This window comes from Novosphingobium terrae, assembly GCF_017163935.1.
Lineage (GTDB): Bacteria > Pseudomonadota > Alphaproteobacteria > Sphingomonadales > Sphingomonadaceae > Novosphingobium > Novosphingobium terrae.
Window position 1 is genome coordinate 3,634,484 of record NZ_JABVZR010000001.1, and the last position, 22,283, is coordinate 3,656,766.

Consider the following 22,283-nt stretch of genomic DNA (forward strand, 5'->3'; position numbering starts at 1 on the left):
TAGGCCCCGGGCGTGATCTGCGGAGGACAACACAATGAACGACGTCGCGCGTAAACCCTTCTCGCGCCTGGCGCAGGCCGCCATGGCTGGCCTGCTGGTGCTGGGCCTTTCGGCCTGCGCCGAAAACTTCGACAGCAAGGTCACCCGTTTCTCCAGCCAGCTGCCCGCACCCCAGGGGCAGACCTTCTCCATCGTTTCGGACAATCCGGCGCTGAACGGCGGGATCGAGTTTGGCCAATATGCCACGCTGGTGGCGCAGAACCTGTCCAAATATGGCTACACGCCCGCGCCCAATCCTGACGCCGCAACGCTGATCGTCCATTTCAACTATGGCATCGACAAGGGCCGCCAGGTCCTGCGCTCGACCGGCTTTGCCGATCCTTATTGGGGTCCGTGGCGCGGCTATCGCGGTCGCTTCGGCTATGGCTGGGGCGGTTACGGCGGCTTCGGTCGCGGCGCCTGGGGCTGGGGCTGGAATGATCCCTTCTTCGACAATGGCCTCGACGTCTCGACCGTCTACACCAGCGACATCACACTGCGCATCGACGACAAGGCCAGCCAGCGCCGCCTGTTCGAGGGTCGTGCCCAGGCAGCCTCCACCTCGGATCACCTGAGCTATCTGGTGCCCAATCTGGTGGAAGCGATGTTCACCGGCTTCCCCGGCAATTCGGGCGAATCGCTGAAGATCACCATCGCGCCTGAAAAGAAGGTCACGGTGAAGCCGGACAAGTAAGACGTTCTGATCGGCGCGGGTGAGGTCACCCGCGCCGACCTCAATACTGGCCAGATTTTCAGGGATAGACCGCGATGATCCTTGCTCCGCTGTTCCTGTTGGCAGCCACGCCCACGCAGGCCTTCAACGATCCGGCAGCGCCCTGCCGCTCGGCCAGCACAACCTATGATATGGTGCATTGCTACGCCGATGCGCTGGGGCGTGAGGACAAGACTCTCAACACGCTGTATTCCCGCATTTTGCGTGTGCTGAGCGGGCCGGAACGCACCGGGCTGGTCAATGCCGAGCGCAGCTGGATCGGCTATCGCGATACGCAATGCGCCGCTGAATTCTCGCTCTATGCCGGGGGCACCGGCGGCCCGCCCGCAGAGCTGGTCTGCCGCTGGAAGCTGACGCGCGAGCGCAGCGCCTGGCTGCGCCAATCCTATGACTGGGTGCTGAAACAGCGCGAGCGGTAAGCCGCCCGCGCTGCTTTCAAGCCTGAGCCGGCGCCTTAGTTGCCCAGAGCCACCACGCCGCCCGTGCTGCCGAAGCCGCCCTCGCCGCGATCGGTGGCGTCCAGCTCTTCCACTTCGAGCCAGCCACCCTGCACCACCGGGGCCAGCACCAGCTGAGCCACACGGTCACCGCGCAGGATTTCAAACGCCTTGTCGCCGTGGTTGATCAGGATGATCTTGACCTCACCGCGATAGTCGCTGTCGATGGTCCCCGGAGCGTTGGGCGCCGAAATGCCATGCTTCAGGGCCAGACCCGAACGCGGGCGCACCTGAATCTCGAACCCTGCGGGAATGGCCATCGACAGGCCCGTCGCCACCGCATGGCGCGCGCCGGGGGCCAGCACCACATCCTCGGCAGAGACCACATCCATGCCCGCCGCGCCGCTGGTGGCATAGGCGGGCAGAGGCAGGCCCTCGCCATGGGGCAGGCGCTTGACGCGCAGGGGGATGGTGTCAGTCGAATGCACGGGCAATCCTTTCAATCAATGCCTGGGCGATGGCCGCCTTGGGGGCCTGCTCGATGGCCTCGATGCCCTGCGCCGTGACGATCTGCACCGCATTGCGCGTGCCCCCCATCACATCGCCCGAGACATCATTGGCCACGATCCAGTCCGCCCCCTTGCGCAGGCGCTTGGCCTGAGCATTGGCGATCACATCATGGGTTTCAGCCGCAAAGCCCACCACCAGAGCAGGCCTGCGCGGCGAGGCACAGAGCCCCGCCAGAATATCGGGATTCTCGACCAGCCGCAGCGCCGGGGGCTGGCCAGAGCCATCCTTCTTGATCTTGCGCGCGGGATCGCCAGCGTTGTCGACACGCCAGTCCGCCACGGCAGCGACCATCACCGCCACATCGGCGGGCAGCGCCTTCTCCACCGCCGCTTCCATCTGCAGCGCGCTCTCCACATTCACCCGCGTGACGCCAAAGGGCGTGGGCAGATCGACCGGCCCGGCCACCAGCGTGACCTTCGCGCCCGCCGCCGCCGCCGCCTCCGCAATAGCAAAGCCCTGCAAGCCGCTGGAGCGGTTGGCGATATAGCGCACCGGGTCGATGGCTTCATGCGTGGGACCAGCGGTGACCAGCACATGGCGGCCTGTCAGCGGACCGGGGCCGCGCAGAGCATGCTGGATGGCCTGAAGCACCGCAGGCGGCTCCGGCAGGCGACCGGGGCCATATTCGCCGCAGGCCATGGCGCCATCATCCGGGTCCAGTACGGTGATATCGCGTGAGCGCAGCGTGGCGACATTGGCCTGAGTCGCCGCGTTCAGCCACATCCGCACATTCATCGCGGGCACCGCCAGCACGGGCTTGTCGGTGGCGAGGATCAGCGTGGTGGCCAGATCATCCGCAATGCCAGCGGCCATCTTGGCCATCATATTGGCCGTCGCCGGGCAGACCACCACCAGATCGGCCTGACGCGAGAGCTGGATATGGCCCATCTCCACCTCGTTCTTCAGATCCCACAGTGTGGTGTGAACGGGGTTTTCGCTCAGGGCCGCCAAGGTCATTGCCGTGACGAAATGGCTGCCGCCCTCGGTCAGCACACAGGTCACCTCGCCGCCAGCCTTGCGGATCAGGCGGACCAGCTCGCAGGATTTATACGCCGCGATGCCGCCGCCGATGATGAGAAGGATGCGTTTGCCTTGCATGCTGGCGTGATAGCGGGGGGTTGAGGCAAGGGGAAGAAGAGAAGATGCGAGGGGGTTACCCCCTCGCGCTCCCATGAGTGTCTACGGTGCGCTTCGGGTTCGGCCAAGGCGCTGAGTACGCCGCGCCGCAGGCAGGGATATTGATGCCTGCGGCGCCTGAGAGGTAGCGCAGGTGGAGAGCCCAGGCGCTTCGTTTCGGCGCCACTGCCGCTTCGTCGGGAGACGTTATGGGAGCGCGAGGGGGTAACCCCCTCGCATCTTCCCTTAAACCCCTTCCCGCCCCGTCCAGACCGCCTGCCAAACCCCTTGCAAAGCCATCGGCGCGAAAGCCAGCCCCACGAACATCGCCGGAGCGATCACCGCGCCCCAGTAGAAATTGTCATCCCGCCCGGCGATCATGAACAGCAGGCCATAGCCGAGGAACAGCAGCGTGGCGGTGGCGCCGGCTTCGCTGCGCCAGCCTGCCCAGCCGAGGATCATGGCGATCACGATGGGCCCGGCGATCCAGTGCGGCAGGAAGCGCAGGTTGGAGGCCAGCACCACATTGGAGAGCCAGCCGCCCAGCCCGCGCAGGGCGAACCAGCTGGGGCCAACAGGGTCCGTGGGCAATGTGTGCTGGGCGATCAGGTGGAGGTGAACCGCCATCCCGGCGAGGAACACCGCCACAAGCCCACCCCATGCCGCAGCCTCGCGCCGGTTGCCGCGCCACAGGGCCATGGCGCCCATCAGCAGCACATAGGGCAGCACCAGCTCGCGGATCGAGAGCGCGAGGGCGGCGGCCAGCCATGCGCCCAGCCAGCGGTTGCGCGTGGGCCGGTGCAGGCCCAGCGACAGGGCGATCAGCATCCCCGCCCAGAGTTCGTGAAGCACGAAATAATAGCGGTTGAGGCCCAGCGAGGCGCCCAGAAAGATCAGCGCCGTGCCGAAGAGGCGCTGGCTGTCGGAGCAGGCTTCCTCGGTCAGCCTCTGGCGCCAGGCCCAGATCACGGCCAGCATCAGGGCGATGGAGGCGGCGATGGCAAAGGGCGCGGGCGCGGCCTCGTCCACGCCCATGGCGGCGCAAAGATAGGCCAGCGTGGGCAGGCGGACGGCGAGGCCGGGGCGCAGGGGGTAATGCGCCTGTCGGTGCTCCTGCGCGATGAAGTCGTAATAGTTCTCGCCGTGGCGGATGCGGGCGATGGCGTGATCGTAGAGGGTCAGGTCGTCGTCACGCGGGCGCTCGGCCTGCTGGCTTGTGGCGCCCAACGTCGGGAGATGGGCGGGCTTGGCGATCTCGCCACGGCCCACGGTGAGCGGCACGATGGCGCTGGCCGCCAGCATCAGCACCAGCGCCACAAGCGCGGCCAGAGCGCGCCTGCGGGGCCATGAGGCAAAGCGATCCCAGACGGCAGCTGGCGCCAGATGCGCCAGCCCGCCACTCAGATATGCGCCATCACTCCCCACGTCGCCAGACCTCCTGCCAGAGCGGCGACCACATATCCGGCCCAAAGGATAAGATTGCGTTTACCATGCCCCCACATCAGCGGAATGTCCGGCAGCGGCGGCGGTTCGGGGGCGGCGCCCTTGGTGGGCACCATGGATTCGAGACGCTCCAGCACATCGGGCAGGCGGCGCAGCGCGCTCACCGCGCCCTGCACACGATCGGCGATGGCGCCTTCGGGGCCAAGCTCGTCGCGCATCCAGGCCGAAACGAAGGGGCCGGAGACGTCCCACATGTTGATGTCGGGGTCGAGGCTGGTGGCCAGACCTTCCACCATCACCATGGTCTTTTGCAGCAACAGCAGATGCGGCTGGGTGACCATATCGAAATCGCGGGTGATGGCGAACAGGCCGTCCAGCATCTGCCCCACCGAGAGATCCTTCACCGGGCGCCCGCGCATCGGCTCGCCCACGGCGCGCAGGGCCGTCGCGAACTCGTCGACCGAATGGTAGGAGGGGACGTATTGCGCCTCGAAATGGATCTCGGCCACGCGGCGGTAATTGCCGGTGGTGAGGCCATGCAGGATCTCGCCCAGCCAGATGCGAGCCTGACGGTTGATGCGCCCCATGATGCCGAAATCGATGGCGGCGATGGTGCCGTCCGCCTCGATGAAGAGGTTGCCCTGATGCATGTCGGCATGGAAGTAACCGGCGTGGATCGCCTGCGTGAGGAAGGCCAGCACCAGACGCCGAGCCAGCGACTTCAGGTCATGGCCCGCCGCGCGCAGGGCAGGCAGATCGCTGACCTTGACGCCATCGATCCATTCCATCGTCAGCACGCGGCCGCAGGTGCGCTCCCAGTCGATGGTGGGGACGCGGTAATGCTCGACGCCCGACATGACATCGGCCAGCTCGCTGGAGGACGCAGCCTCGCGGCGCAGATCGAGTTCGCGCGCGGTCCAGCGCTTGAAGTTGGCGATAATCAGGCGCGGACGCAGACGCCCCGCCTCACCACCGAGCGCTTCAAGATGGGCGGCGGCCCATTCATAAGTCTCGATATCGCGGGCGAATTTGCGGGCGATGCCGGGGCGCAGCACCTTGACTGCCACCTGCTGCCCATCATGCAGCCACGCGCGATGCACCTGCGCGATGGAGGCGGCGCCAACCGGCTCCTCCTCAACCCGCGCGTAAAGGTCTTCCAGCGGGCGCGCGAAGGCGCCCTCGATCTCGGCGCGGATGGCAGAGAAAGCGACGGGCGGCAGGCTGTCCTGAAGCGCCAGCAGATTATGCGCGGCTTCCTCGCCCACCAAATCGGGGCGGGTGGCGAGCGTCTGCCCCAGCTTGATCGCCGCCGGGCCGATGGCGCGGAAGGCCCCGGCGTAATCCGGCACCTCCGGCACACGGGCGCCAAAGCGCGCGATGCGGCACAGGCGCTTGACCGGGCCGGGGGTGGCGGGTGCGTCCTCGATGATCTTGAGCGCGCCATGCCGGGCCAGAATGCGGCCCCAACTCAGCAGGCGCCGGATATGCGTGATCGACGTCGCCAAGATCAGGCCTTCCAGCCCGAATGGATCGCCACCAGACCGCCCAGAATCGGCTCGACCTTGGTCTGGGTGAAGCCCGCATCGCGGATCATCTTCTCAAACTCGGGCATGGGCGGGAAGCGGCGGATCGATTCGATCAGATAGCGATAGCTCTCGGCATCGCCCGCGATCATCTGGCCGATCTGCGGCACCAGCTTGTGCGAGTAAGCGTCATACACTTCCTTGAAGCCCGGCCATTCGGTGGTCGAGAACTCAAGGCAGAAGAAGCGCCCGCCATAGCGCAGCACGCGATGCGCCTCGGCCAGCGCCTTGTCGATCCGCGTGACGTTGCGGATGCCGAAAGCAATCGTGTAGGCATCGAAGTGACGGCTGGGGAAGCTCAGCTCCTCGGCGTTCTGGCGGCTCCACACGAGGCCGTCGATGCCCCGCTCCACCGCGCGCTCCAGCCCGACATCGAGCATGTCCTGATTGATATCGGACACGGTGATGCTGGCGCCCTTCGCGGCCATGCGGAACGCGATGTCACCCGTGCCGCCCGCCATATCGAGGATCTGCTCATGGGGCTGCGGCTTCACCGCGCGCACGAAACGATCCTTCCACACCCGGTGCAGACCCGCCGACATCGCATCGTTCATGATGTCGTACTTCTTCGCCACGCTGGAGAAGACATGGCCCACACGGTCCACCTTCTCGTCAATGGGAACCTCCTCATAGCCGAAGGAAGCGGTCTGGGGCTGGTCTTGCGTGCTGTCGGTCATGGGGTGCGCTTTAGGGAATTTGAGGGAAGAGGCAAAGGGGAGGATGAGGCAGAATGAAAAGATAGAAAATGCGAGGGGATTATCCCCTCGCGCTCCCATGACGTCTCCCGACGCATGGGCAGCGGCGCCCGAAGGGTGCGCCCCACCTCTCGACCTGCGCCACCTATGGCGCCGCAGGCAGGAAAGTCTGGAATGCGAACGCCTGCGCAGGCTCAATGATCCCTGCCTGCGGCGCGGCAAGTTGGGCGCAAGGCCGAACCCATGGCGCAATGTAGACAGTAAAGGGAGCGCGAGGGTTATGACCCTCGCATCTTCTCTTTCCTTCTTATCCCCCTTACATCGCACACCATGCCAGAACTTCCAGAAGTCGAAACCACGATCCGCGGCCTGACGGGTTACCTTCACAACCGCCGCATCGAGCGCATCGAGGTCCGTCGCGAGGGCCTGCGCCGCCCCTTCCCGCCCGAACTGGTGCAGACCCTGACCGGAGCAAGGATCACCGACCTGACCCGCCGCGCGAAATATGGCGTGCTGCATACGGACCGCGATGTGGCGATGGTGTTTCATCTGGGCATGTCGGGCCGCTGGCGGATCGAGCCCGATGCGCTGGAAAAGCACGACCATCTGGTGCTGCACACGCAAGCCGAAGGCCCCCTGCCCGCCGCCATGCTGGCGCTGAACGACGCTAGGCGGTTTGGCTCGGTGGATCTGGTGACCAGCACGGCGCTGGATCTATGGCCCGCCTTTGCCGCTCTGGGGCCGGAGCCTTTGGGGGATGGGCTCAGCGTTGCCCATCTGGCAGCGGCCTTCAAGGGGCGTGTGGGGCCGGTGAAGCTGCTGCTGCTCGATCAGGGAATCGTGGCGGGACTGGGCAACATCTATGTCTGCGAGGCTTTGCACCGCGCGCATATCAGCCCGTTGCGCAGTGGCGGCTCGATCAAGAAGGCGGAGCTGACGCGGCTGGTGCCCGCGATCCGCGATGTGCTCTCGGAATCGATTCTCGCGGGGGGCTCGACCATCCGCGATTACGCCCAGCCCAATGGCGAGCTGGGCTATTTCGCGGCCAACTGGAGGGTGTATGGGCGGGAGGGTGAAGCCTGCCTCGCGCCGGGTTGCAGCGGCACGATTGCGCGGGTAACGCAGGGCGGCCGGTCCAGCTTCTGGTGTCCGGTGTGTCAGCGTTAAGGCCATTGAATGGCGCTCAGTGCTTGACGATTCGCAACACCCTCGCTAAGGGCGCTGCCTTCAAGGTGGCCTGTGCTTCTGGCGCGGGTCTGCCTGTATCAGGTTTCAGCAGCATTTTCGGCCGCATTCGGCCAGTTTGAGGATAGACATGGCCAATACGCCGCAAGCCCGCAAGCGCCTCCGTCGCAACGAGAAGCGCGCCGAGATCAATGGTGCCCGCGTCTCGCGCATCCGTACCTTCGTGAAGAAGGTGGAGGCCGCTCTGGCCGGTGGTGACAAGACCGCCGCCACCGAAGCCCTGCACGCTGCCCAGCCCGAGCTGGCCCGTGGCGTTGCCCGTGGCGTGATGCACAAGAACACTGCCAGCCGCAAGCTGTCGCGCCTGACCAAGGCCGTCGCTGCGCTGTAATCAATCGGCTGCGGCCACCATCCGAGTCGCTCTGGCGAGTCGTTTTACGGTGACCGAAAAAGCAGCGATTGTTTAAGTATTGTGACGAGGATTAACCGGTGGGGTTCCCCCCGCCGGTTTTTTCGTGCCCGCTGTATCCAAAATTCTTTCACCTGCGACGAATCGTGGAAATGCGCCGATTCGTGGAAAGTTGATGAAATTCGACTGCATTTTCTTGTTAATAATCAGTGGATTATTCGCTTTCACGGTTTTCTGCCGCTGCATCACTGTCAAGGTGGTTTATTTCAAAATTTTTGCAGGCAGCCCCCTTGCTCTGACCCCAGAGTCGTCCATAGAAACCCTTCTGCCCCGGACACATCCTGCTCGGGGCTTCATGGAAAAATGACTCACCGGATGTCCTTGCCGTGGGTGGTTTGGGCCAGCGGAGAAGCTGTGCCTGAAGTACGGTCGGGATTTCACGGAGGGGGTAGCGGATCGCGATGGCATGCATTCCCCCGCTCTTTGGGGCGGGGCAGGCATCCTCGTGTCCTGTGTGTGTAACATGGCCGTGGCAGGCGGCGCCCCCTTGGGGTGAAGCCTGTGCGGCCTGGTTGGTGACTGGTCGGCCTCGCAGCGGGCATGTGTACAGGCTATGACAGATCGGGAGTATCAACGGTGACAGGAACGGTGTGGGGCGGGCGACGTGCCGAAACGGCCAGCAAAAGCAAGGCCGCCCCGGACAGCGCGCAGGATCAGGAGGCGATCGATCTCGCCGCCGATTGGGCTGATATCAGCCAGGGCCTGCGCAAGGACCTGGGGCAACAGCTGTTCAACCAGTGGATCCGTCCGATCCAGCTGGGTGGTTTCTGCAAGGAAACCGGCACGCTGGACCTGTATTTGCCCACCGAATTTTCCGCCAACTGGGTGGCCGATCGCTATTCGGACCGCCTGACGCTGGCGTGGAAGATCACGCGTGACGTGCGCCATGTGCGCATCTCGGTGCATCCGGGCCGCCGCGCCATGCCCGAGCTGCGCCTGACCCGCGACACCGCCGCGCGCCCCGCCAACGATGCCCCCACGCCCCGCGCCGCCAGCCTGTCGGTGGGCGAGGTGGCCAGCGTGGTCACCGATACGCTGGGCATGGCCTCGATCGGTCTCGACCCCTCGCTGACCTTCGCGACCTATGTCACCGGCACCTCCAACGTGCTGGCCGCCAATGCCGCCCAGCGCATGGCCGCGCTGGAGCAGCCCCAGTTCTCGCCCCTCTACCTCAAGGCCGCCACCGGCCAGGGCAAGACCCATCTGATGCACGCCATCGGCCACGCCTTCCTGGCCAACCATCCGCGTGCCCGCATCTTCTACTGCAGCGCCGAGCGCTTCATGGTCGAGTTTGTTCAGGCCCTGCGCTCGAACCAGACCATCGAGTTCAAGGCCCGCCTGCGCGGCTTCGACCTGCTGCTGGTGGACGATATCCAGTTCATCATCGGCAAGGCCTCGGCTCAGGAGGAACTGCTCTACACGATCGATTCGCTGCTGGGTGAAGGCAAGCGTCTGGTGTTCGCCGCCGACCGCGCCCCTCAGGCTCTGGACGGCGTGGAGCAGCGCCTGCTCTCGCGCCTGTCGATGGGGCTGGTGGCCGATATCCAGCCCGCAGACATCGAACTGCGCCGCTCCATCCTCGAACACCGTCTGGCGCGCTTTGCCTCGCCTACGGCCGTCCCTGCCGATGTGATCGAGTTTCTGGCCCGCACCATCAACCGCAATGTGCGCGAGCTGGTGGGCGGCCTGAACAAGCTGATCGCCTATGCCCAGCTGACCGGCCAGCCCGTGTCTCTGGCGCTGGCCGAGGACCAGCTGACCGACATCCTGTCGGCCAACCGCAAGCGCATCACCATCGACGAGATTCAGCGCACCGTCTGCCAGTTCTACCGCGTGGACCGCACCGAAATGTCGTCCAAGCGCCGCGCGCGCGCCGTGGTGCGCCCGCGTCAGGTGGCGATGTATCTGTCGAAGGTTCTGACGCCGCGTTCCTATCCGGAAATCGGGCGCAAGTTCGGCGGGCGTGACCATTCCACGGTGATCCATGCCGTCCGTCTGATCGAGGACCTGCGCACGCGCGATGCCGATATGGATGGCGATGTGCGTTCGCTGTTGAGGCAGCTGGAAAGCTGAGAAGGATCGATGCGAGGGGGTTACCCCCTCGCGCTCTCATAACGTCTCCCGACACAAAGGTTGATGGCATCCTGATCGGTGCGCAACCTTTCCACGGGCACGAAAAAGGCGCCGCAGGCAGGAAGCCCCGGCGCCTTTTCTCGTTTCAAAGCCTGCGGCGCCGCGACGTTAGCCCTATGGCCGAACCCGATGCGCGACGCAGACAATCATGGGAGCGCGAGGGTGTAACACCCTCGCCCTTCCCCTTCCTTCTTCCTCTTAAAGCCCCCTTGCCTTCAACAGGGCATCCAGACGCGGATAGACGCGGCGGGCATTGCCCTCATAGATCGCATGACGATCCGCTTCGGACAGCGCCTCACAGGCGTCCACATAGCGCTTGGTGTCGTCGAAATAATGCCCGGTGCAAGGGTCCTTGCCGCGCACGGCGCCGATCATCTCCGAACCGAACAGCACGTTGGAGGTCGGCACGACCTTGGTGAGCAGCTCGACGCCCGGGTGGTGATAGACGCAGGTGTCGAAGAAGATGTTGCTCAGCAGGCCTTCCAGCGGGCGGTCCATCATCTCAAGGCTCATGCCGCGATAGCGGCCCCAGTGGTAGGGCACCGCGCCGCCGCCATGCGGGATGACCAGGCGCAGCGTGGGGAAGTCCTCGAACAGCTTGCTCTGCAGGATCTGCATGAACACGCTGGTGTCGGCGTTGAGGTAATGCGCACCGGTGCCGTGGAAGTTGGGGTTGCAGCTGGCGGCAACGTGGACCATCGCGGGCACATCCAGCTCGCACAGCGCCTCGAAGAGGGGGTACCATTCCTTGTCGGTGAAGGGCTTGCCGGTCCAGTAGCCGCCGGTGGGATCGGGGTTCACATTGACGCCCACGAAGCCCAGCTCGTTCACGATGCGCTTCAGCTCGGGGATCGAGTTCTTGGGCGGCGCATAGGGGCTCTGCGGCAGCATGCCGACGGGCACGAAATTCTCAGGGTAAATGTCACACACGCGGCGAACCAGATCGTTGCTGATCGTGGCCCATTCCAGACTGGTGCGCTCATTGCCCAGATGGTGGCTCATCAGGCCCGCGATGGGCGAGAAGAGCGTGAGGTCATAGCCGCGCTCCTGCTGCAGCTTGAGCTGGCCATTGCCGACACCCTCGCGGATCTGATCATCGGTGACGTAGCCGTCGCTGAGCGGGGGCGCATTGGCCGGATCATTGGCCGCCGCCACCTGAGCAGCGCGGAAATCGCGGAAGGACTTGGGGACGGTCGTGAAATGGCCGTGGCAGTCGATGATCATCGGAGGTCTCCGTCAAGCAGGGTTGGCCCCGGCTTAGGCGAATGTGAAGAAGCCCGATCATTGATAGTGATCTGCGGAAGATAAGTCTTGGGGTGGAGTTTGGGCGTTTGAAGGGGTTGGGAGAGAAGAAGCGAGGGGGTTACCCCCTCGCGCTCCCATGACGTCTCCCGACATTGAGGTTGGTGGCATCCTGGCGGTGCGCAACCTTTCCACGGGCACGAAAAAGGCGCCGCAGGCAGGAAGCCCCGGCGCCTTGAACTGGTGCCTGCGGCGCAGCGACGTTAGCCCTATGGCCGAACCCGAAGCACCACGCAGACATTCATGGGAGCGCGAGGGTGTAACACCCTCGCATTCTCCTTTTCCTGCCTTCCTGACCCCTCAAAGCTTGCGCGGATCGATAAACAGCTCGTCCATGCTCATGCGGCGCGGGGTCAAGCCCTGATCGAAGGCGGTCTTCTCCAGCGCCTGGATCGTCTTGATGTTCTCATCGATGCCATAGGGCAGCGGGTCATGCCCCACCAGCGGCAGCAGCTTGCGATAGCGCTTGTCCGAAGCCGTATCCGCCGCGCCCGAGTGCAGATCCTTGAGCCAGCCCTGCTTGGCTTCGTCGAAGGCCTCATAGATGGCCTTGGCGACCCAGGGGTTCTCGCGCACCACCGATTCCTTGATCACGATCGTGCCGTGCATCGGATAGACGCCGGTGCGGCGATAGTAATCCCACTCCAGCTCCTCGGCATTGGGGAAGAGGTCGGGGTAATGGGCCTCGACCTCCTGCCAGCCGGTGTTGCTGAAGCCGGCGGTGGGGTTGCCCTTGCGGCCAATGCCCGCGTTACCGTGGAAACCCGCCTGAAGCTCGCCATCGGCCATCATATCGGCCAGCGGGCGCGTGGCATGGGCGACATTGGCGGGCAGCTTCATCTGGGTGACGTGCTCTTCATCGTCCACGAACCAGTTGATCTTGCTGTTGTCCACGCCGTATTCGTCGATCAGCACCTGGCGGGTCCAGGCGCCGGTCGTCACCGAATAGGCACGCACGCCCACCTTCTTGCCTTCCAGATCTTTGGGGTGCTTGATGCCGCTGTCCTCGCGCACCAGCAGGCCCGCGTGATGGAACTTGCGCAGCACGAAGATCGGCAAAGCGATGAAGGGCGCGCCATAGGCACGGGCGATGATGTAGGTGGTGGGGGCCAGTTCGCAGACGTCGAACTCCACATCGCGGACCATGCGGCGGAAGGCGCCGATCTGCGGCTTGATGGTCAGCCAGTCACCCGCGACGCCCTCCACCCCAATCGTGCCATCGCGCAGCGCCGAGGTATGGGGCGCTTCGGCCACCGCGAATGTCAGGGGCAGCTTCTCGGCCATCGTCGTCTCTCCTTCAATCTTGCATAGCTGGCTTCAATACCCCGCCTCCTCACACCAACCCCCGCAACACCGTCAATCGAGCCGCACAACTTCCTCTAACCGAGGGAGCATTTCCTATCGGCCAAAAGGGTTCGGGCGATGACCGGTGGCTGATCGATTGTGCGACAGGGTGATCCGTTTTCCCCTTGGCGCCTTTCCTCCCCGCCCGCCTTTGCTGTTAGCCAGCGTCGGGGGAGAACAAGCATGGTTCCAGACAGGCTCCAGGATCAGGGAGAAGGCATCAGCTTCCGGCAGCTGAGATTGTTCGAAAGCGTCGGGCGGCTGGGCAGCGTGCGGCGCGGGTCGGAGGAGTGCAATCTGTCGCAGCCCGCCGTCACGCAGGCGCTGGCCAAGCTTGAGCAGCTGGTCGGCGTGGCTCTGCTCGACCGGGGCGCCAGCGGCAGCGATCTGACCGACACGGGGCTGATCCTGCACCGCCGCACCCGCCGCATGTTCGACCAGATCGAGCGCGCCATCGGCGAGCTGGGCGTGCTGCATCCGGCGGCGGCCAACAGCGCGCGGCGCATCACCCGCTCGCAGGTGCGCGTGCTGATCGCGATCATCGCCCAGGGCTCCTTCCCCGCCGCCGCGCGGGCGCTGGGGATCACGCAGGCCAGCCTGCAGCGCGCCGCGCGCGATCTGGAGAGCAGCCTTGGCCAGAGCGTCTATTGCCGCACCGCCGCCGGGGTGATGGTCACGCCCGAGGGCATCGAGTTTGGCCGCAAGCTCAAGCTGGCGCTTCAGGAGATCACCTGGGCGCTGCGTGAAATCGCCGCGCAGCAGGGCGACACCGCCACCAGCCGCATCACCATCGGCGCCCTGCCCTTTGGCGGCAGCGTGCTGCTGGCCAGCGTGCTTGAGGAGTTCATGGCACGCCACCCCCGCGCCGATCTGCGCATCACCAATGAGGGCGCCAGCGAGATGATGAAGCGCCTGCGCTCAGGCGATGTCGATCTGGTGATCGGCCTGGCGCAGGAGACCAGCGGCGCCGATCTGGCTCATGAATTTCTGGCCGAGACGCCCTGGCTGGTGGTGGCCCGCCGGGGCCATCCCTTGACCAGGGCGGCCATGGTCACGCTGGAGGATCTGGCCCGCTATGACTGGGTGGTGGGCGCCGAAGGCTCCAGCCGCCGGGCCTGTTTCGATGCGCTGTTCAGGGGTGCGGCGAGGCCCAAGGCGCCGATCGCCACCTCCTCCATCTCGGTGATCCGCCCGTTGCTGAGCGGCAGCGGGCGGCTGACACTGATGACCTCCTACGAGCTGACTCATCAGGACGGCACGCTGGCCGCCCTGCCCTTCCGCAGCATCAGCCCCGTGCCCGCCATCGGCATCACCATGCGCGCAGACTGGTTGCCCACCGCGCTGCATCGTGATTTTCTCGATCTGCTGCGGGCGCGTGTCACCGCCTCGACAAGTCCGCTGCGTTTGCCGCGTGTTTCCTCCGCGCAGGATCATGCGGAAGGTTGAAGCGTTGATGCAGCGAATGGACAGAAAAAGGCAGGAAAGCATGGTTTCTGAGCGACTTATCCCATGCCCCCGGCATCATCGCCCCGGCCCCGCATCTGCACAAGAAATTTGTGTGCAGCTGCACAACTGCACAAGCCCCTTCTTGTCCGCTTAAGGGAATCCCCCCTAAGGCACGATCAGAAACAGTGGCCCCCACGGTCGCGCCCCGTTTGCAGAGGACAGCATGAGCGATACTCCATACGTATTCAAGTTCGGGAATGGCGCCAATTCGGTCGATCCGCGCTCACGCGACAAGACCGTGGTGGGCGGCAAGGGCGCCAATCTGGCCGAGATGGCCAGCATCGGCCTGCCCGTGCCTGCAGGCCTGACGATCAGCACCGAGTTCTGCGCGGTCTACAACAGCAACGGCAAGCAGTTCGACGATTCGCTGCGCGCGGGCGTGGCCGATGGCGTGAAGCATATCGAAGAGGCCACGGGCCGCATCTTCGGTGACACCGCCAACCCGCTGCTGGTCTCGGTCCGCTCGGGCGCGCGCGTGTCGATGCCGGGCATGATGGATACGGTGCTGAACCTCGGCCTCAACGACCAGACGGTGCAGGGGCTGGCCGATGGTTCGGGCAATCTGCGTTTCGCGTGGGATTCGTACCGCCGCTTCATCCAGATGTACTCGGACGTGGTGCTGGGTCTGGAACATCATCTGTTCGAGGAAGCGCTGGAGCAGGCCAAGGAAGACAATGGCTTCCATGAGGACACCCAGCTTGAGGCCGAACACTGGCAGGCCCTCGTCACGGTCTACAAGCAGATCGTGCAGGATGAGCTGGGCCGCCCCTTCCCTCAGGATGTGCATGAGCAGCTGTGGGGCGCCATCGGCGCCGTCTTCGACAGCTGGGAGAGCGAGCGCGCCAAGGTCTACCGCCGCCTGAATGACATTCCCGGTGGCTGGGGCACCGCCGTCAATGTGCAGGCGATGGTCTTCGGCAATATGGGCGACACCTCGGCCACCGGCGTGGCCTTCACCCGCGACCCGGCGACCGGCGAAAAGGCCTATTACGGTGAATGGCTGGTCAACGCCCAGGGCGAGGACGTGGTGGCGGGCATCCGCACGCCTCAGTATCTCACCAAGCAGGCGCGTGAGCGCGCCGGTGCCAAGGCACCGAGCATGGAAGAAGCCATGCCGCAGGCCTATGGCGAGCTGGCCAATGTGTTCGAAGTGCTGGAAAAGCACTATAAGGACATGCAGGACATCGAGTTCACCGTCGAGCGCAACCAGCTCTTCATGCTTCAGACCCGCAGCGGCAAGCGCACCGCCAAGGCCGCGCTGAAGATCGCGGTGGAGATGGTGCAGGAAGGCCTGATTGACGAGAAGGAAGCCATCCTGCGCGTCGATCCCATGGCGCTGGACCAGCTGCTCCACCCCGCCCTCGACCCCAAGGCCGAGCGTGACAATCTGGGCAAGGGCCTGCCCGCCTCGCCTGGCGCCGCCAACGGCATCATCGCGCTCGACGCCGACACCGCCCAGCAGTGGGCCGAGCGCGGCGAGAACGTCATCCTCGTGCGCGTCGAAACCAGCCCCGAGGACATTGCGGGCATGCATGCCGCCCGCGGCGTGCTGACGGCACGCGGCGGCATGACCAGCCACGCCGCCGTGGTGGCGCGCGGCATGGGCCGTCCCTGCGTGTCGGGCATGGGCACGATCTCGATCGACAACCGCAGCCGCACGCTCCGTTTCGGCAATCGCGAGCTAAAGGAAGGCGACGTCATCACCATCGACGGCAGCACCGGCGATGTCTTCGCGGGCGCCGTCCCCACCATCGAGCCCGAACTGGGCGACGATTTCGCCACGCTGATGGGCTGGGCCGACAAGCACCGCCGCATGAAGGTGCGCACCAACGCCGAAACGCCGGAAGATTGCCGCATGGCGCGCGTCTTCGGCGCCGAGGGTATCGGCCTGTGCCGCACCGAGCATATGTTCTTCGACGCCGAGCGCATTCCCTATGTGCGCCAGATGATCCTCGCCGAGGATGAGGCCGGTCGCCGCTCGGCACTGGCGCATCTGCTGCCTGCCCAGCGCGAGGATTTCCGCTCGATCTTCAAGATCATGGCCGGCCTGCCCGCCACGATCCGCCTGCTCGATCCGCCGCTCCACGAATTCCTGCCGCACAGCGACGCCGAATTCGCGGACCTCTCGGAAACCGTCGGCATCGGCGTGGAAACCCTGAAGCGCCGCGCGGGCGAACTCCACGAGTTCAACCCCATGCTGGGCCATCGCGGCTGCCGCCTCGCCATCACCTTCCCCGAGATCTACGAGATGCAGGCCCGCGCCATCTTCGAGGCGGCCTGCGAGGTCGCGACGGAAAGCGGCGAGGCCATCGTGCCGGAAGTGATGATCCCGCTCGTCGCCACCAAGCGCGAGGTCGAGATCCTCAAGGGCCTGATCGACCGCACCGCCGCCAAGGTCTTCGAGGAGAAGGGCAAGACCCTCGACTACCTCGTCGGCACCATGATCGAGCTGCCCCGCGCCGCGCTGATGGCCGGTGAAATCGCCGAGGAAGCCCGCTTCTTCTCCTTCGGCACCAACGATCTGACTCAGACCACGCTGGGCATCAGCCGCGACGACGCCGCGCGCTTCCTGGGCGCCTATGTCGATCAGGGCATCTACCCGCGCGATCCCTTCGTCAGCCTCGACATCGAAGGCGTGGGCCAGCTTGTGTCTCTGGCCGCCGAGCGTGGCCGCAAGACCCGCCCCGACATCAAGCTGGGCATCTGCGGTGAGCATGGCGGCGATCCCGCCTCCATCGCCTTCTGCGAGGCGACCGGGCTGGATTACGTCTCGGCCTCGCCGTTCCGCGTGCCGATTGCGCGACTGGCGGCGGCTCAGGCTGCGATCAAGGGGTAAAAGAAAAGGGAAGGTGCGAGGGGGTTACCCCCTCGCGCTCCCATAACGTCTCCCGACATGAAGGTTGGTGGCATCCGAACGGTGCGCAAACTTTCCACGGGCACGAAAAAGGCGCCGCAGGCAGGAATGCCCCGGCGCCTTTTCTCGTTTCAAAGCCTGCGGCGCCGCGACGTTAGCCCTATGACCGAACCCGGTGCGCCACGCAGACACTAAAGGGAGCGCGAGGGTGTAACACCCTCGCATTCTCCTTTTTCTTCCAAACCCCTTACCAACCCCCGCCTAAAGCGAGAAACAGCGTCACCTGATCCTGAGCCAGCCCCTCACGCGCGCTCAGCTCGGAGGCCTTGGCCCCGACAGCGCCCTGACGCCCGCCGATATCCGCCAGCAGCGGCGACCGACCACCGGCACGCAATCTGCGCGCCTCATCGGCAGCCTTATCCGCTGCCTCACGCGCGGCGATGATCGCCACGGTGCGGTCACGGTCCTGCGCATAGGCGTTGAGCGCGGTTTCCGTCTCGCGCAGGGCGCCCAGCACCACGCCGTCGAAGCGGGCCAGCGCGGCATCGGCATCGGCGCCTGCCGCGCGGACTTTCGCGCGGGCTCCGGCGCCGGGGATGTTCCAGTGGATCAGCCCGCCCACGGCCCACATATTGGCCGCCGCCTGCCCCAGATCGCTGAGGAAGCCGCTTGAGCCGCCCGAAATGCCGATGCCCACGCTGGGGTACATTTCGGAGGTCGCCACGCCGATGCGCGCGGTGGCCCCGGCCAGATGGCGCTCGGCCATACGCACGTCCGGGCGGCGGCGCAGCAGGGCGGCGCCATCGCCGACGGGCAGCGGGTTTTTCAGCTGAGGCACGGCCTTGCAGCCTTCGGCCTCGCGCGGATATTCGGACGGGGTGCGGCCCATCAGATAGGCCAGCCTGTAGAGCGCCGCCTGCGCCCGCGCCTTTTGCACCGGCACCAGCGCGCGCAACTGCTCATAGCGGCCTTCCGCTGCGGTCACTTCCACCGTGGAGGTGCGCCCGGCGGCTTGAAGGCGTTTAGCCACATCCAGCGCGTGGCCTTGCAGCTCCACCGCCTGCTCGGCCAGTTCGAGGTCTTCGTTGGCGCCGCAGATGGTGATGTAGGAGCGGGCAACATCGGCGGCCAGAGTCACCTTCACCGCGCCGATGGTGGCGACAGTGGCTTCCTCATCGGCGCGCGCGGCTTCGATGCTGTGCTTGATGCGCCCGAAGAGGTCGATCTGATAGGACATCTCCAGCGAGCCCGTGCCCAGCGTGGAGACGGGGATCGGTTCAGTCAGCAGATAGGATTCGCCCGAGAGGCGCGCGCGTTCGGCGGCGAAGCTGGCGGCGAAATCGGGTTCGTGCTGCCCTTCCGCGGCGGCGGTGACGGCGCGGGCGCGGGTCAGGCTGGCCTGCGCCACGCGCAGATCGGTGTTGGCGGCCAGCGCCTGCTCTTCCAGCGCATCGAGCACCGGATCGTCATAGAGATGCCACCAGCGCGCGGGCAGATCCTCGCGAGACACAGCCCCGGCCTGCTGGAGGGCATCCCCCTCGCGGAAGGCGGCCTGGGTCGCGGGATTGTCGATCACCGGCTTCTGCGCGACATGGGGCGGCACGCCGCAGCCCGCCAGCGCCAGAAGGGCAACCCCGGAAAGCAGGCGCCTCACTTGTGCTGCTCCTGCTGCTTCTTCCTGCCCTGATCCAGCGTCACCGTGGCGGTGCGGCCCGAGATCAGCGCCACATCGGCGGGCGGATTGTCGAGAGCGATACGCACGGGCACGCGCTGGGCCAGACGCACCCAGCTGAAGTTGGGGTTGATCGCGGGCAGACCATTGGGGCTGGCCGAGCGGTCATGATCCTCGATGGCCGAGGCGATGGAGGTGACATGGCCGTTGAGCGTCCGGTTCTCGCCCATCAGGCGCACGGTGGCGCGCTGGCCGATATGGACCTGAGGCAGCTTGGTTTCCTCGAAATAGCCCTCGATGCGCAGCGAACCGGTGTCCACCAGCGCCAGCACCGGCTTGCCGGGCGACACATAATTGCCGGGCCGCAGCGAGAGGTCCGACAGGCGACCGTCCAGCGGCGCCACCACACGGGTGCGCTCCAGATTCAGCGCCGCCACATCGCGGGCGTTCTTCGCTTCGGCCACCGCCGTCTGCGCCTCGGCCAGAGCGGCACGGGCTTCGGCCAGCTTGGCCTCACCCTCGGCCACCTTGGTCTGGCTCTGCTCGGTGGTTTCGGTGGCGACCAGCTCGCCCAGCCCCTTGTTGCGGCTGGCCTCACGCCGGGCCTCGCTCACCGTGGCCGTGGCGCTCTGGATCGCGGCTCCGGCGCGGATCACGGCGGCGGCGGCCTTCTGCTGGGCGACCTCGGCCTGATGCAGCGCCAGTTCGAAGCGCGCACGGTCGATCTCGAAGAGCACATCGCCGCGATGCACCAGCTGGTCATTGCCGACATAGACCTTCGTCACCAGCCCCTGCACGTCGGGCGCCACCTGCACCACTTCGGCGCGGACGCGGCCATCGCGGGTCCATGGATCGACCTGATAGTGAATCCACAGGGCACGCGCGCCGATCACCGCCACGATCACCGCCGCTCCGGTGATGGCGACCTGGATCACCTGACGCAGATTGCGGGAAACGGGGGCGTTCATGGCAGGAGTCCTTGCGGTACGGGGAGGGGATAGAGGGTGATGAGGCACCAGATCGTGACGAAGACGGCCGTATCGAACAGCACGGGATGCCAGACCCAGCGATAGAAGCGCACAGCCACCAGCAGACGGTGAATCAGCAGTGCGATGATAAAGGCCAGAAAGGCGGTGACGGGCACGGTGGCCACCAGCACCCCGCCGAAGGAATATTCCGGGATCATGCAGTCACCTCCGGGCTGGGGCCCTCGACCGCGAAGGCCGGGGCGGCGGGGAAAAGATTGCGGCGCATCGCCACCAGAGCGGCGCGGCCCTGCGCGCGGTTGGCGACGATCAGCGCACCGGGGCCGATCAGCTCGCCCGCCGCTTCCGGCGTGGGCATGGGGCCATCCAGCGTGAGGCGCAGCGCCTTGTCGATCTGACCCAGCAGCTCGGGCGGCGGTGCATCGCCGGGCTGGCTGGTGGCGAAATGGTCCTGCGCGGTGCGCAGCAGGCGGGTCAGCGCCACGCGGGGGGCGCGGGGCGCGTTCACCCGCAGATGCTGGATCGTCACCAGATTGAGCGCCACGCGCACCTCGCCAAGGCCCGCCACCGAACCCTCGGTGTCATCGGTCAGGCGCTGGGTGATCAGGGCCAGCTGATCGGTGGCGCGCACCAGCGTGCGGTTGGGATCGGGCGGGGTGCGGGCCCCTGCCAGCACCGCCAGATCGTGATGCAGCCGCCTGACCAGCACGGCGATGGCGCTTTCCGAGCTGACCTTGCGGAAGGTGGCGGTCACGCCCACGGCCACCGCCACGGCCACCACCTGCCCGCCATTGGTGTTGATGAAATGGGCCAGATCGGCGTTGTAATTTTCGGTGATGGCGATGCCGCTGCCAAAGCCCACCATAAAGGCCGTGGCCGTGCCGCCATAGCGCGGATGCATCATGAAGATGCCCGCCACCAGACAGATCGGCAGCAGCACCACACACAGCATCTCGAAGGTTTCGACATGCGGCAGGATACCGAACAGCACCACCCCCGCCACCGGCACGCTGGCGATGATCGAGCCGCCGAAGTTGAGGATTGCGGGCACCGGATTGTCCAGCGCGGCAAACAGGCAGCAGAACACCGCCGTCATCGCCGCGGCCCCGCCGCCATCGACCCAGCCGGTCCAGATCCAGAAGGTGCAGATCAGCATCAGCGCGAACATCGCGGCCAGACCGGCCAGAATCGCCGAGCCCGGATCGGTGTGCAGCTTGAGGGGAATCCGCTCCGCCACCAGCGCATCGGGCACGGAGGCATGGGGATTGTCGAGCCGTGCCAGCAGCTGGCGGCATTCGGCGATCACCGTGGCGCTTTGCGTCAGGCGCACCAGAAAGCTTTCGCGCAGCAGTCCGCGCCAGTCGCGCTCGGGCGGAGCCATGTGCAGATAGTCCGGGACCTCCGGCGGCGCGCCATTGTCCAGCCAGCGGTCGGTGCTGGCCAGGGCCTCCTCCAGCACCGCATCGTCGCCCAGCGCCGCACGGCGGTCCACACTGCCCGAGAGCAGCGGCAGCAGCAGCAGCATGCGATAGAGCAGCGCCTGCACCACCCGCGTCGCCTCGCGCCAGTGCGAGGTGTCGTAGGGCACATGGGTCGCCAGCGCGATGCAGTCCAGCGCATCGACGGCCAGCTTGCGACGGTCGGCGATTTCATCGGGATTGCCCGCGATGGCATCGCGCATCCATTGCTCGGCATCGGAGAGCCAGCCATGCAGGCGCGGCCCCAGCCGATCGCCCACCGACAAGGGCCAGAAAAGGCTGTGCGACACCGTGACGCAGACGATGCCCAGCGTGATTTCCGTGACGCGCGCCGCCGCCGTGTCGAAGATCGCCTCGGGCCGGTCGACGCTGGAAAAGCCGATGATGGCGGCGGTGTAGCCCGCCAGCATCATCACATAGGCGCGCGGGCTGCGGTCCAGCAAGGAGACCGTCAGGCAGAAACCCACCCATGCCGCCAGCCCCAGGCTGAGCAGCGCGGGCCAGTCCACCAGAGCAGGCACCATGGCCACGGCCACCGCCGCGCCGATGGTGGTGCCCATCACGCGATAGATCGATTTGGAGCGCGTGGCGCCAGACAGGGGATTGCTGGTGATATAGACGGTGGTCATCGCCCAGAAGGGCATGGGCAGCCCCACCGCCAGCGAGATGCCCAGCGCGGCAAAGGCCGCCGCGGCGGTCTTGAGCGAATAGAGCGTGGCCGGGCCCAGATTCTTCATC

18 protein-coding genes are annotated in these 22,283 nt (G+C 65.9%); 7 read left to right on the forward strand and 11 right to left on the reverse strand.

Annotation, left to right across the window (positions count from 1 at the left end):
* The first annotated feature begins 34 nt into the window (after nt 1-34).
* Together HGK27_RS16290 and HGK27_RS16295 are read left to right on the forward strand one after the other, a co-directional pair.
* The gene (locus HGK27_RS16290; RefSeq protein WP_206241901.1) at nt 35-733 is read left to right on the forward strand and encodes a DUF4136 domain-containing protein; all 699 of its coding nucleotides are present in this window, start codon (nt 35-37) and stop codon (nt 731-733) included.
* A gap of 74 nt (nt 734-807) precedes the next feature.
* The gene (locus tag HGK27_RS16295; RefSeq protein ID WP_206241903.1) at nt 808-1,191 is read left to right on the forward strand and encodes a lysozyme inhibitor LprI family protein; all 384 of its coding nucleotides are present in this window, start codon (nt 808-810) and stop codon (nt 1,189-1,191) included.
* Nucleotides 1,192-1,226: 35 nt separating this feature from the next.
* Here the strand turns inward: HGK27_RS16295 and dut are convergent, their stop codons facing one another.
* From dut to HGK27_RS16320, 5 genes are all read right to left on the reverse strand, one after another.
* A complete protein-coding gene (gene dut / locus HGK27_RS16300; protein ID WP_206241905.1) occupies nt 1,227-1,697 on the reverse strand; it encodes a dUTP diphosphatase in 471 nt (156 codons plus the stop codon).
* Nucleotides 1,684-2,877 carry a bifunctional phosphopantothenoylcysteine decarboxylase/phosphopantothenate--cysteine ligase CoaBC gene (gene coaBC, locus HGK27_RS16305; RefSeq protein ID WP_206241907.1) on the reverse strand — a complete coding sequence of 398 codons (1,194 nt, stop codon included), beginning with the start codon at nt 2,875-2,877 and terminating at the stop codon, nt 1,684-1,686. Before coaBC ends, dut begins: the two co-directional genes overlap by 14 nt.
* A gap of 264 nt (nt 2,878-3,141) precedes the next feature.
* Nucleotides 3,142-4,320: a hypothetical protein gene (locus HGK27_RS16310; protein WP_241127233.1), complete on the reverse strand. Its 1,179-nt coding sequence runs from the start codon at nt 4,318-4,320 to the stop codon at nt 3,142-3,144.
* Nucleotides 4,296-5,843, reverse strand: coding sequence for a 2-polyprenylphenol 6-hydroxylase (ubiB, locus tag HGK27_RS16315; RefSeq protein ID WP_206241909.1), 1,548 nt, complete (start codon nt 5,841-5,843; stop codon nt 4,296-4,298). The genes HGK27_RS16310 and ubiB overlap by 25 nt, the downstream gene beginning before the upstream one ends.
* Before the next feature lie 2 nt (nt 5,844-5,845).
* Nucleotides 5,846-6,598, reverse strand: a complete 753-nt coding sequence (locus tag HGK27_RS16320; protein WP_206241910.1) for a class I SAM-dependent methyltransferase — start codon at nt 6,596-6,598, stop codon at nt 5,846-5,848.
* A 348-nt stretch (nt 6,599-6,946) separates the two neighbouring features.
* On the opposite strand from HGK27_RS16320, the gene mutM reads away from it, so the two are divergent.
* The 3 genes from mutM (at nt 6,947) to dnaA (ending at nt 10,343) form a co-directional block, all read left to right on the forward strand.
* Nucleotides 6,947-7,783 carry a bifunctional DNA-formamidopyrimidine glycosylase/DNA-(apurinic or apyrimidinic site) lyase gene (mutM, locus tag HGK27_RS16325; protein ID WP_206241912.1) on the forward strand — a complete coding sequence of 279 codons (837 nt, stop codon included), beginning with the start codon at nt 6,947-6,949 and terminating at the stop codon, nt 7,781-7,783.
* A gap of 148 nt (nt 7,784-7,931) precedes the next feature.
* Nucleotides 7,932-8,192 (forward strand): 30S ribosomal protein S20, encoded by a 261-nt coding sequence (gene rpsT, locus HGK27_RS16330; protein WP_068090504.1) that lies wholly within the window; start codon nt 7,932-7,934, stop codon nt 8,190-8,192.
* A gap of 741 nt (nt 8,193-8,933) precedes the next feature.
* Nucleotides 8,934-10,343: a chromosomal replication initiator protein DnaA gene (gene dnaA, locus HGK27_RS16335; RefSeq protein ID WP_407674642.1), complete on the forward strand. Its 1,410-nt coding sequence runs from the start codon at nt 8,934-8,936 to the stop codon at nt 10,341-10,343.
* Between the two features lie 258 nt (nt 10,344-10,601).
* Here the strand turns inward: dnaA and HGK27_RS16340 are convergent, their stop codons facing one another.
* Entirely contained in the window at nt 10,602-11,627 is a 1,026-nt protein-coding gene (locus tag HGK27_RS16340) for an amidohydrolase family protein (protein WP_206241914.1), read from the reverse strand.
* 378 nt (nt 11,628-12,005) lie between these two features.
* Nucleotides 12,006-12,989, reverse strand: a complete 984-nt coding sequence (locus HGK27_RS16345) for a PhnD/SsuA/transferrin family substrate-binding protein (protein WP_206241749.1) — start codon at nt 12,987-12,989, stop codon at nt 12,006-12,008.
* Between the two features lie 243 nt (nt 12,990-13,232).
* Here HGK27_RS16345 and HGK27_RS16350 point away from each other — a divergent pair, with 243 nt between their 5' ends.
* Nucleotides 13,233-14,495: a LysR family transcriptional regulator gene (locus HGK27_RS16350; RefSeq protein ID WP_206241915.1), complete on the forward strand. Its 1,263-nt coding sequence runs from the start codon at nt 13,233-13,235 to the stop codon at nt 14,493-14,495.
* Nucleotides 14,496-14,718: 223 nt separating this feature from the next.
* Complete coding sequence (ppdK, locus tag HGK27_RS16355) at nt 14,719-17,391, forward strand: pyruvate, phosphate dikinase (RefSeq protein ID WP_206241916.1); 2,673 nt, start codon at nt 14,719-14,721, stop codon at nt 17,389-17,391.
* A 265-nt stretch (nt 17,392-17,656) separates the two neighbouring features.
* On the opposite strand, the gene HGK27_RS16360 is transcribed toward ppdK, so the two are convergent.
* The 4 genes from HGK27_RS16360 to HGK27_RS16375 are packed head-to-tail and all read right to left on the reverse strand — an operon-like array spanning nt 17,657 to nt 22,282.
* Nucleotides 17,657-19,063: an efflux transporter outer membrane subunit gene (locus HGK27_RS16360; protein ID WP_206241917.1), complete on the reverse strand. Its 1,407-nt coding sequence runs from the start codon at nt 19,061-19,063 to the stop codon at nt 17,657-17,659.
* A complete protein-coding gene (locus HGK27_RS16365; RefSeq protein ID WP_206241918.1) occupies nt 19,060-20,049 on the reverse strand; it encodes an HlyD family efflux transporter periplasmic adaptor subunit in 990 nt (329 codons plus the stop codon). Before HGK27_RS16365 ends, HGK27_RS16360 begins: the two co-directional genes overlap by 4 nt.
* Complete coding sequence (locus HGK27_RS16370; protein WP_206241920.1) at nt 20,046-20,267, reverse strand: DUF1656 domain-containing protein; 222 nt, start codon at nt 20,265-20,267, stop codon at nt 20,046-20,048. Before HGK27_RS16370 ends, HGK27_RS16365 begins: the two co-directional genes overlap by 4 nt.
* On the reverse strand, nt 20,264-22,282 hold the full coding sequence (locus tag HGK27_RS16375; protein ID WP_206241921.1) for an FUSC family protein: 2,019 nt from the start codon (nt 22,280-22,282) through the stop codon (nt 20,264-20,266). The genes HGK27_RS16370 and HGK27_RS16375 overlap by 4 nt, the downstream gene beginning before the upstream one ends.
* Between the last annotated feature and the right edge of the window lies 1 nt (nt 22,283).

Coding starts and splice junctions, on each gene's coding strand:
- ppdK (WP_206241916.1), top strand. CDS start 14,719: ATGAGCGATACTCCATACGTATTCAAGTTCGGGAATGGCGCCAATTCG.
- coaBC (WP_206241907.1), bottom strand. CDS start 2,877: ATGCAAGGCAAACGCATCCTTCTCATCATCGGCGGCGGCATCGCGGCG.
- rpsT (WP_068090504.1), top strand. CDS start 7,932: ATGGCCAATACGCCGCAAGCCCGCAAGCGCCTCCGTCGCAACGAGAAG.
- HGK27_RS16345 (WP_206241749.1), bottom strand. CDS start 12,989: ATGGCCGAGAAGCTGCCCCTGACATTCGCGGTGGCCGAAGCGCCCCAT.
- HGK27_RS16290 (WP_206241901.1), top strand. CDS start 35: ATGAACGACGTCGCGCGTAAACCCTTCTCGCGCCTGGCGCAGGCCGCC.
- HGK27_RS16340 (WP_206241914.1), bottom strand. CDS start 11,627: ATGATCATCGACTGCCACGGCCATTTCACGACCGTCCCCAAGTCCTTC.
- HGK27_RS16370 (WP_206241920.1), bottom strand. CDS start 20,267: ATGATCCCGGAATATTCCTTCGGCGGGGTGCTGGTGGCCACCGTGCCC.
- HGK27_RS16365 (WP_206241918.1), bottom strand. CDS start 20,049: ATGAACGCCCCCGTTTCCCGCAATCTGCGTCAGGTGATCCAGGTCGCC.
- HGK27_RS16350 (WP_206241915.1), top strand. CDS start 13,233: ATGGTTCCAGACAGGCTCCAGGATCAGGGAGAAGGCATCAGCTTCCGG.
- HGK27_RS16320 (WP_206241910.1), bottom strand. CDS start 6,598: ATGACCGACAGCACGCAAGACCAGCCCCAGACCGCTTCCTTCGGCTAT.
- HGK27_RS16375 (WP_206241921.1), bottom strand. CDS start 22,282: ATGAAGAATCTGGGCCCGGCCACGCTCTATTCGCTCAAGACCGCCGCG.
- mutM (WP_206241912.1), top strand. CDS start 6,947: ATGCCAGAACTTCCAGAAGTCGAAACCACGATCCGCGGCCTGACGGGT.
- HGK27_RS16295 (WP_206241903.1), top strand. CDS start 808: ATGATCCTTGCTCCGCTGTTCCTGTTGGCAGCCACGCCCACGCAGGCC.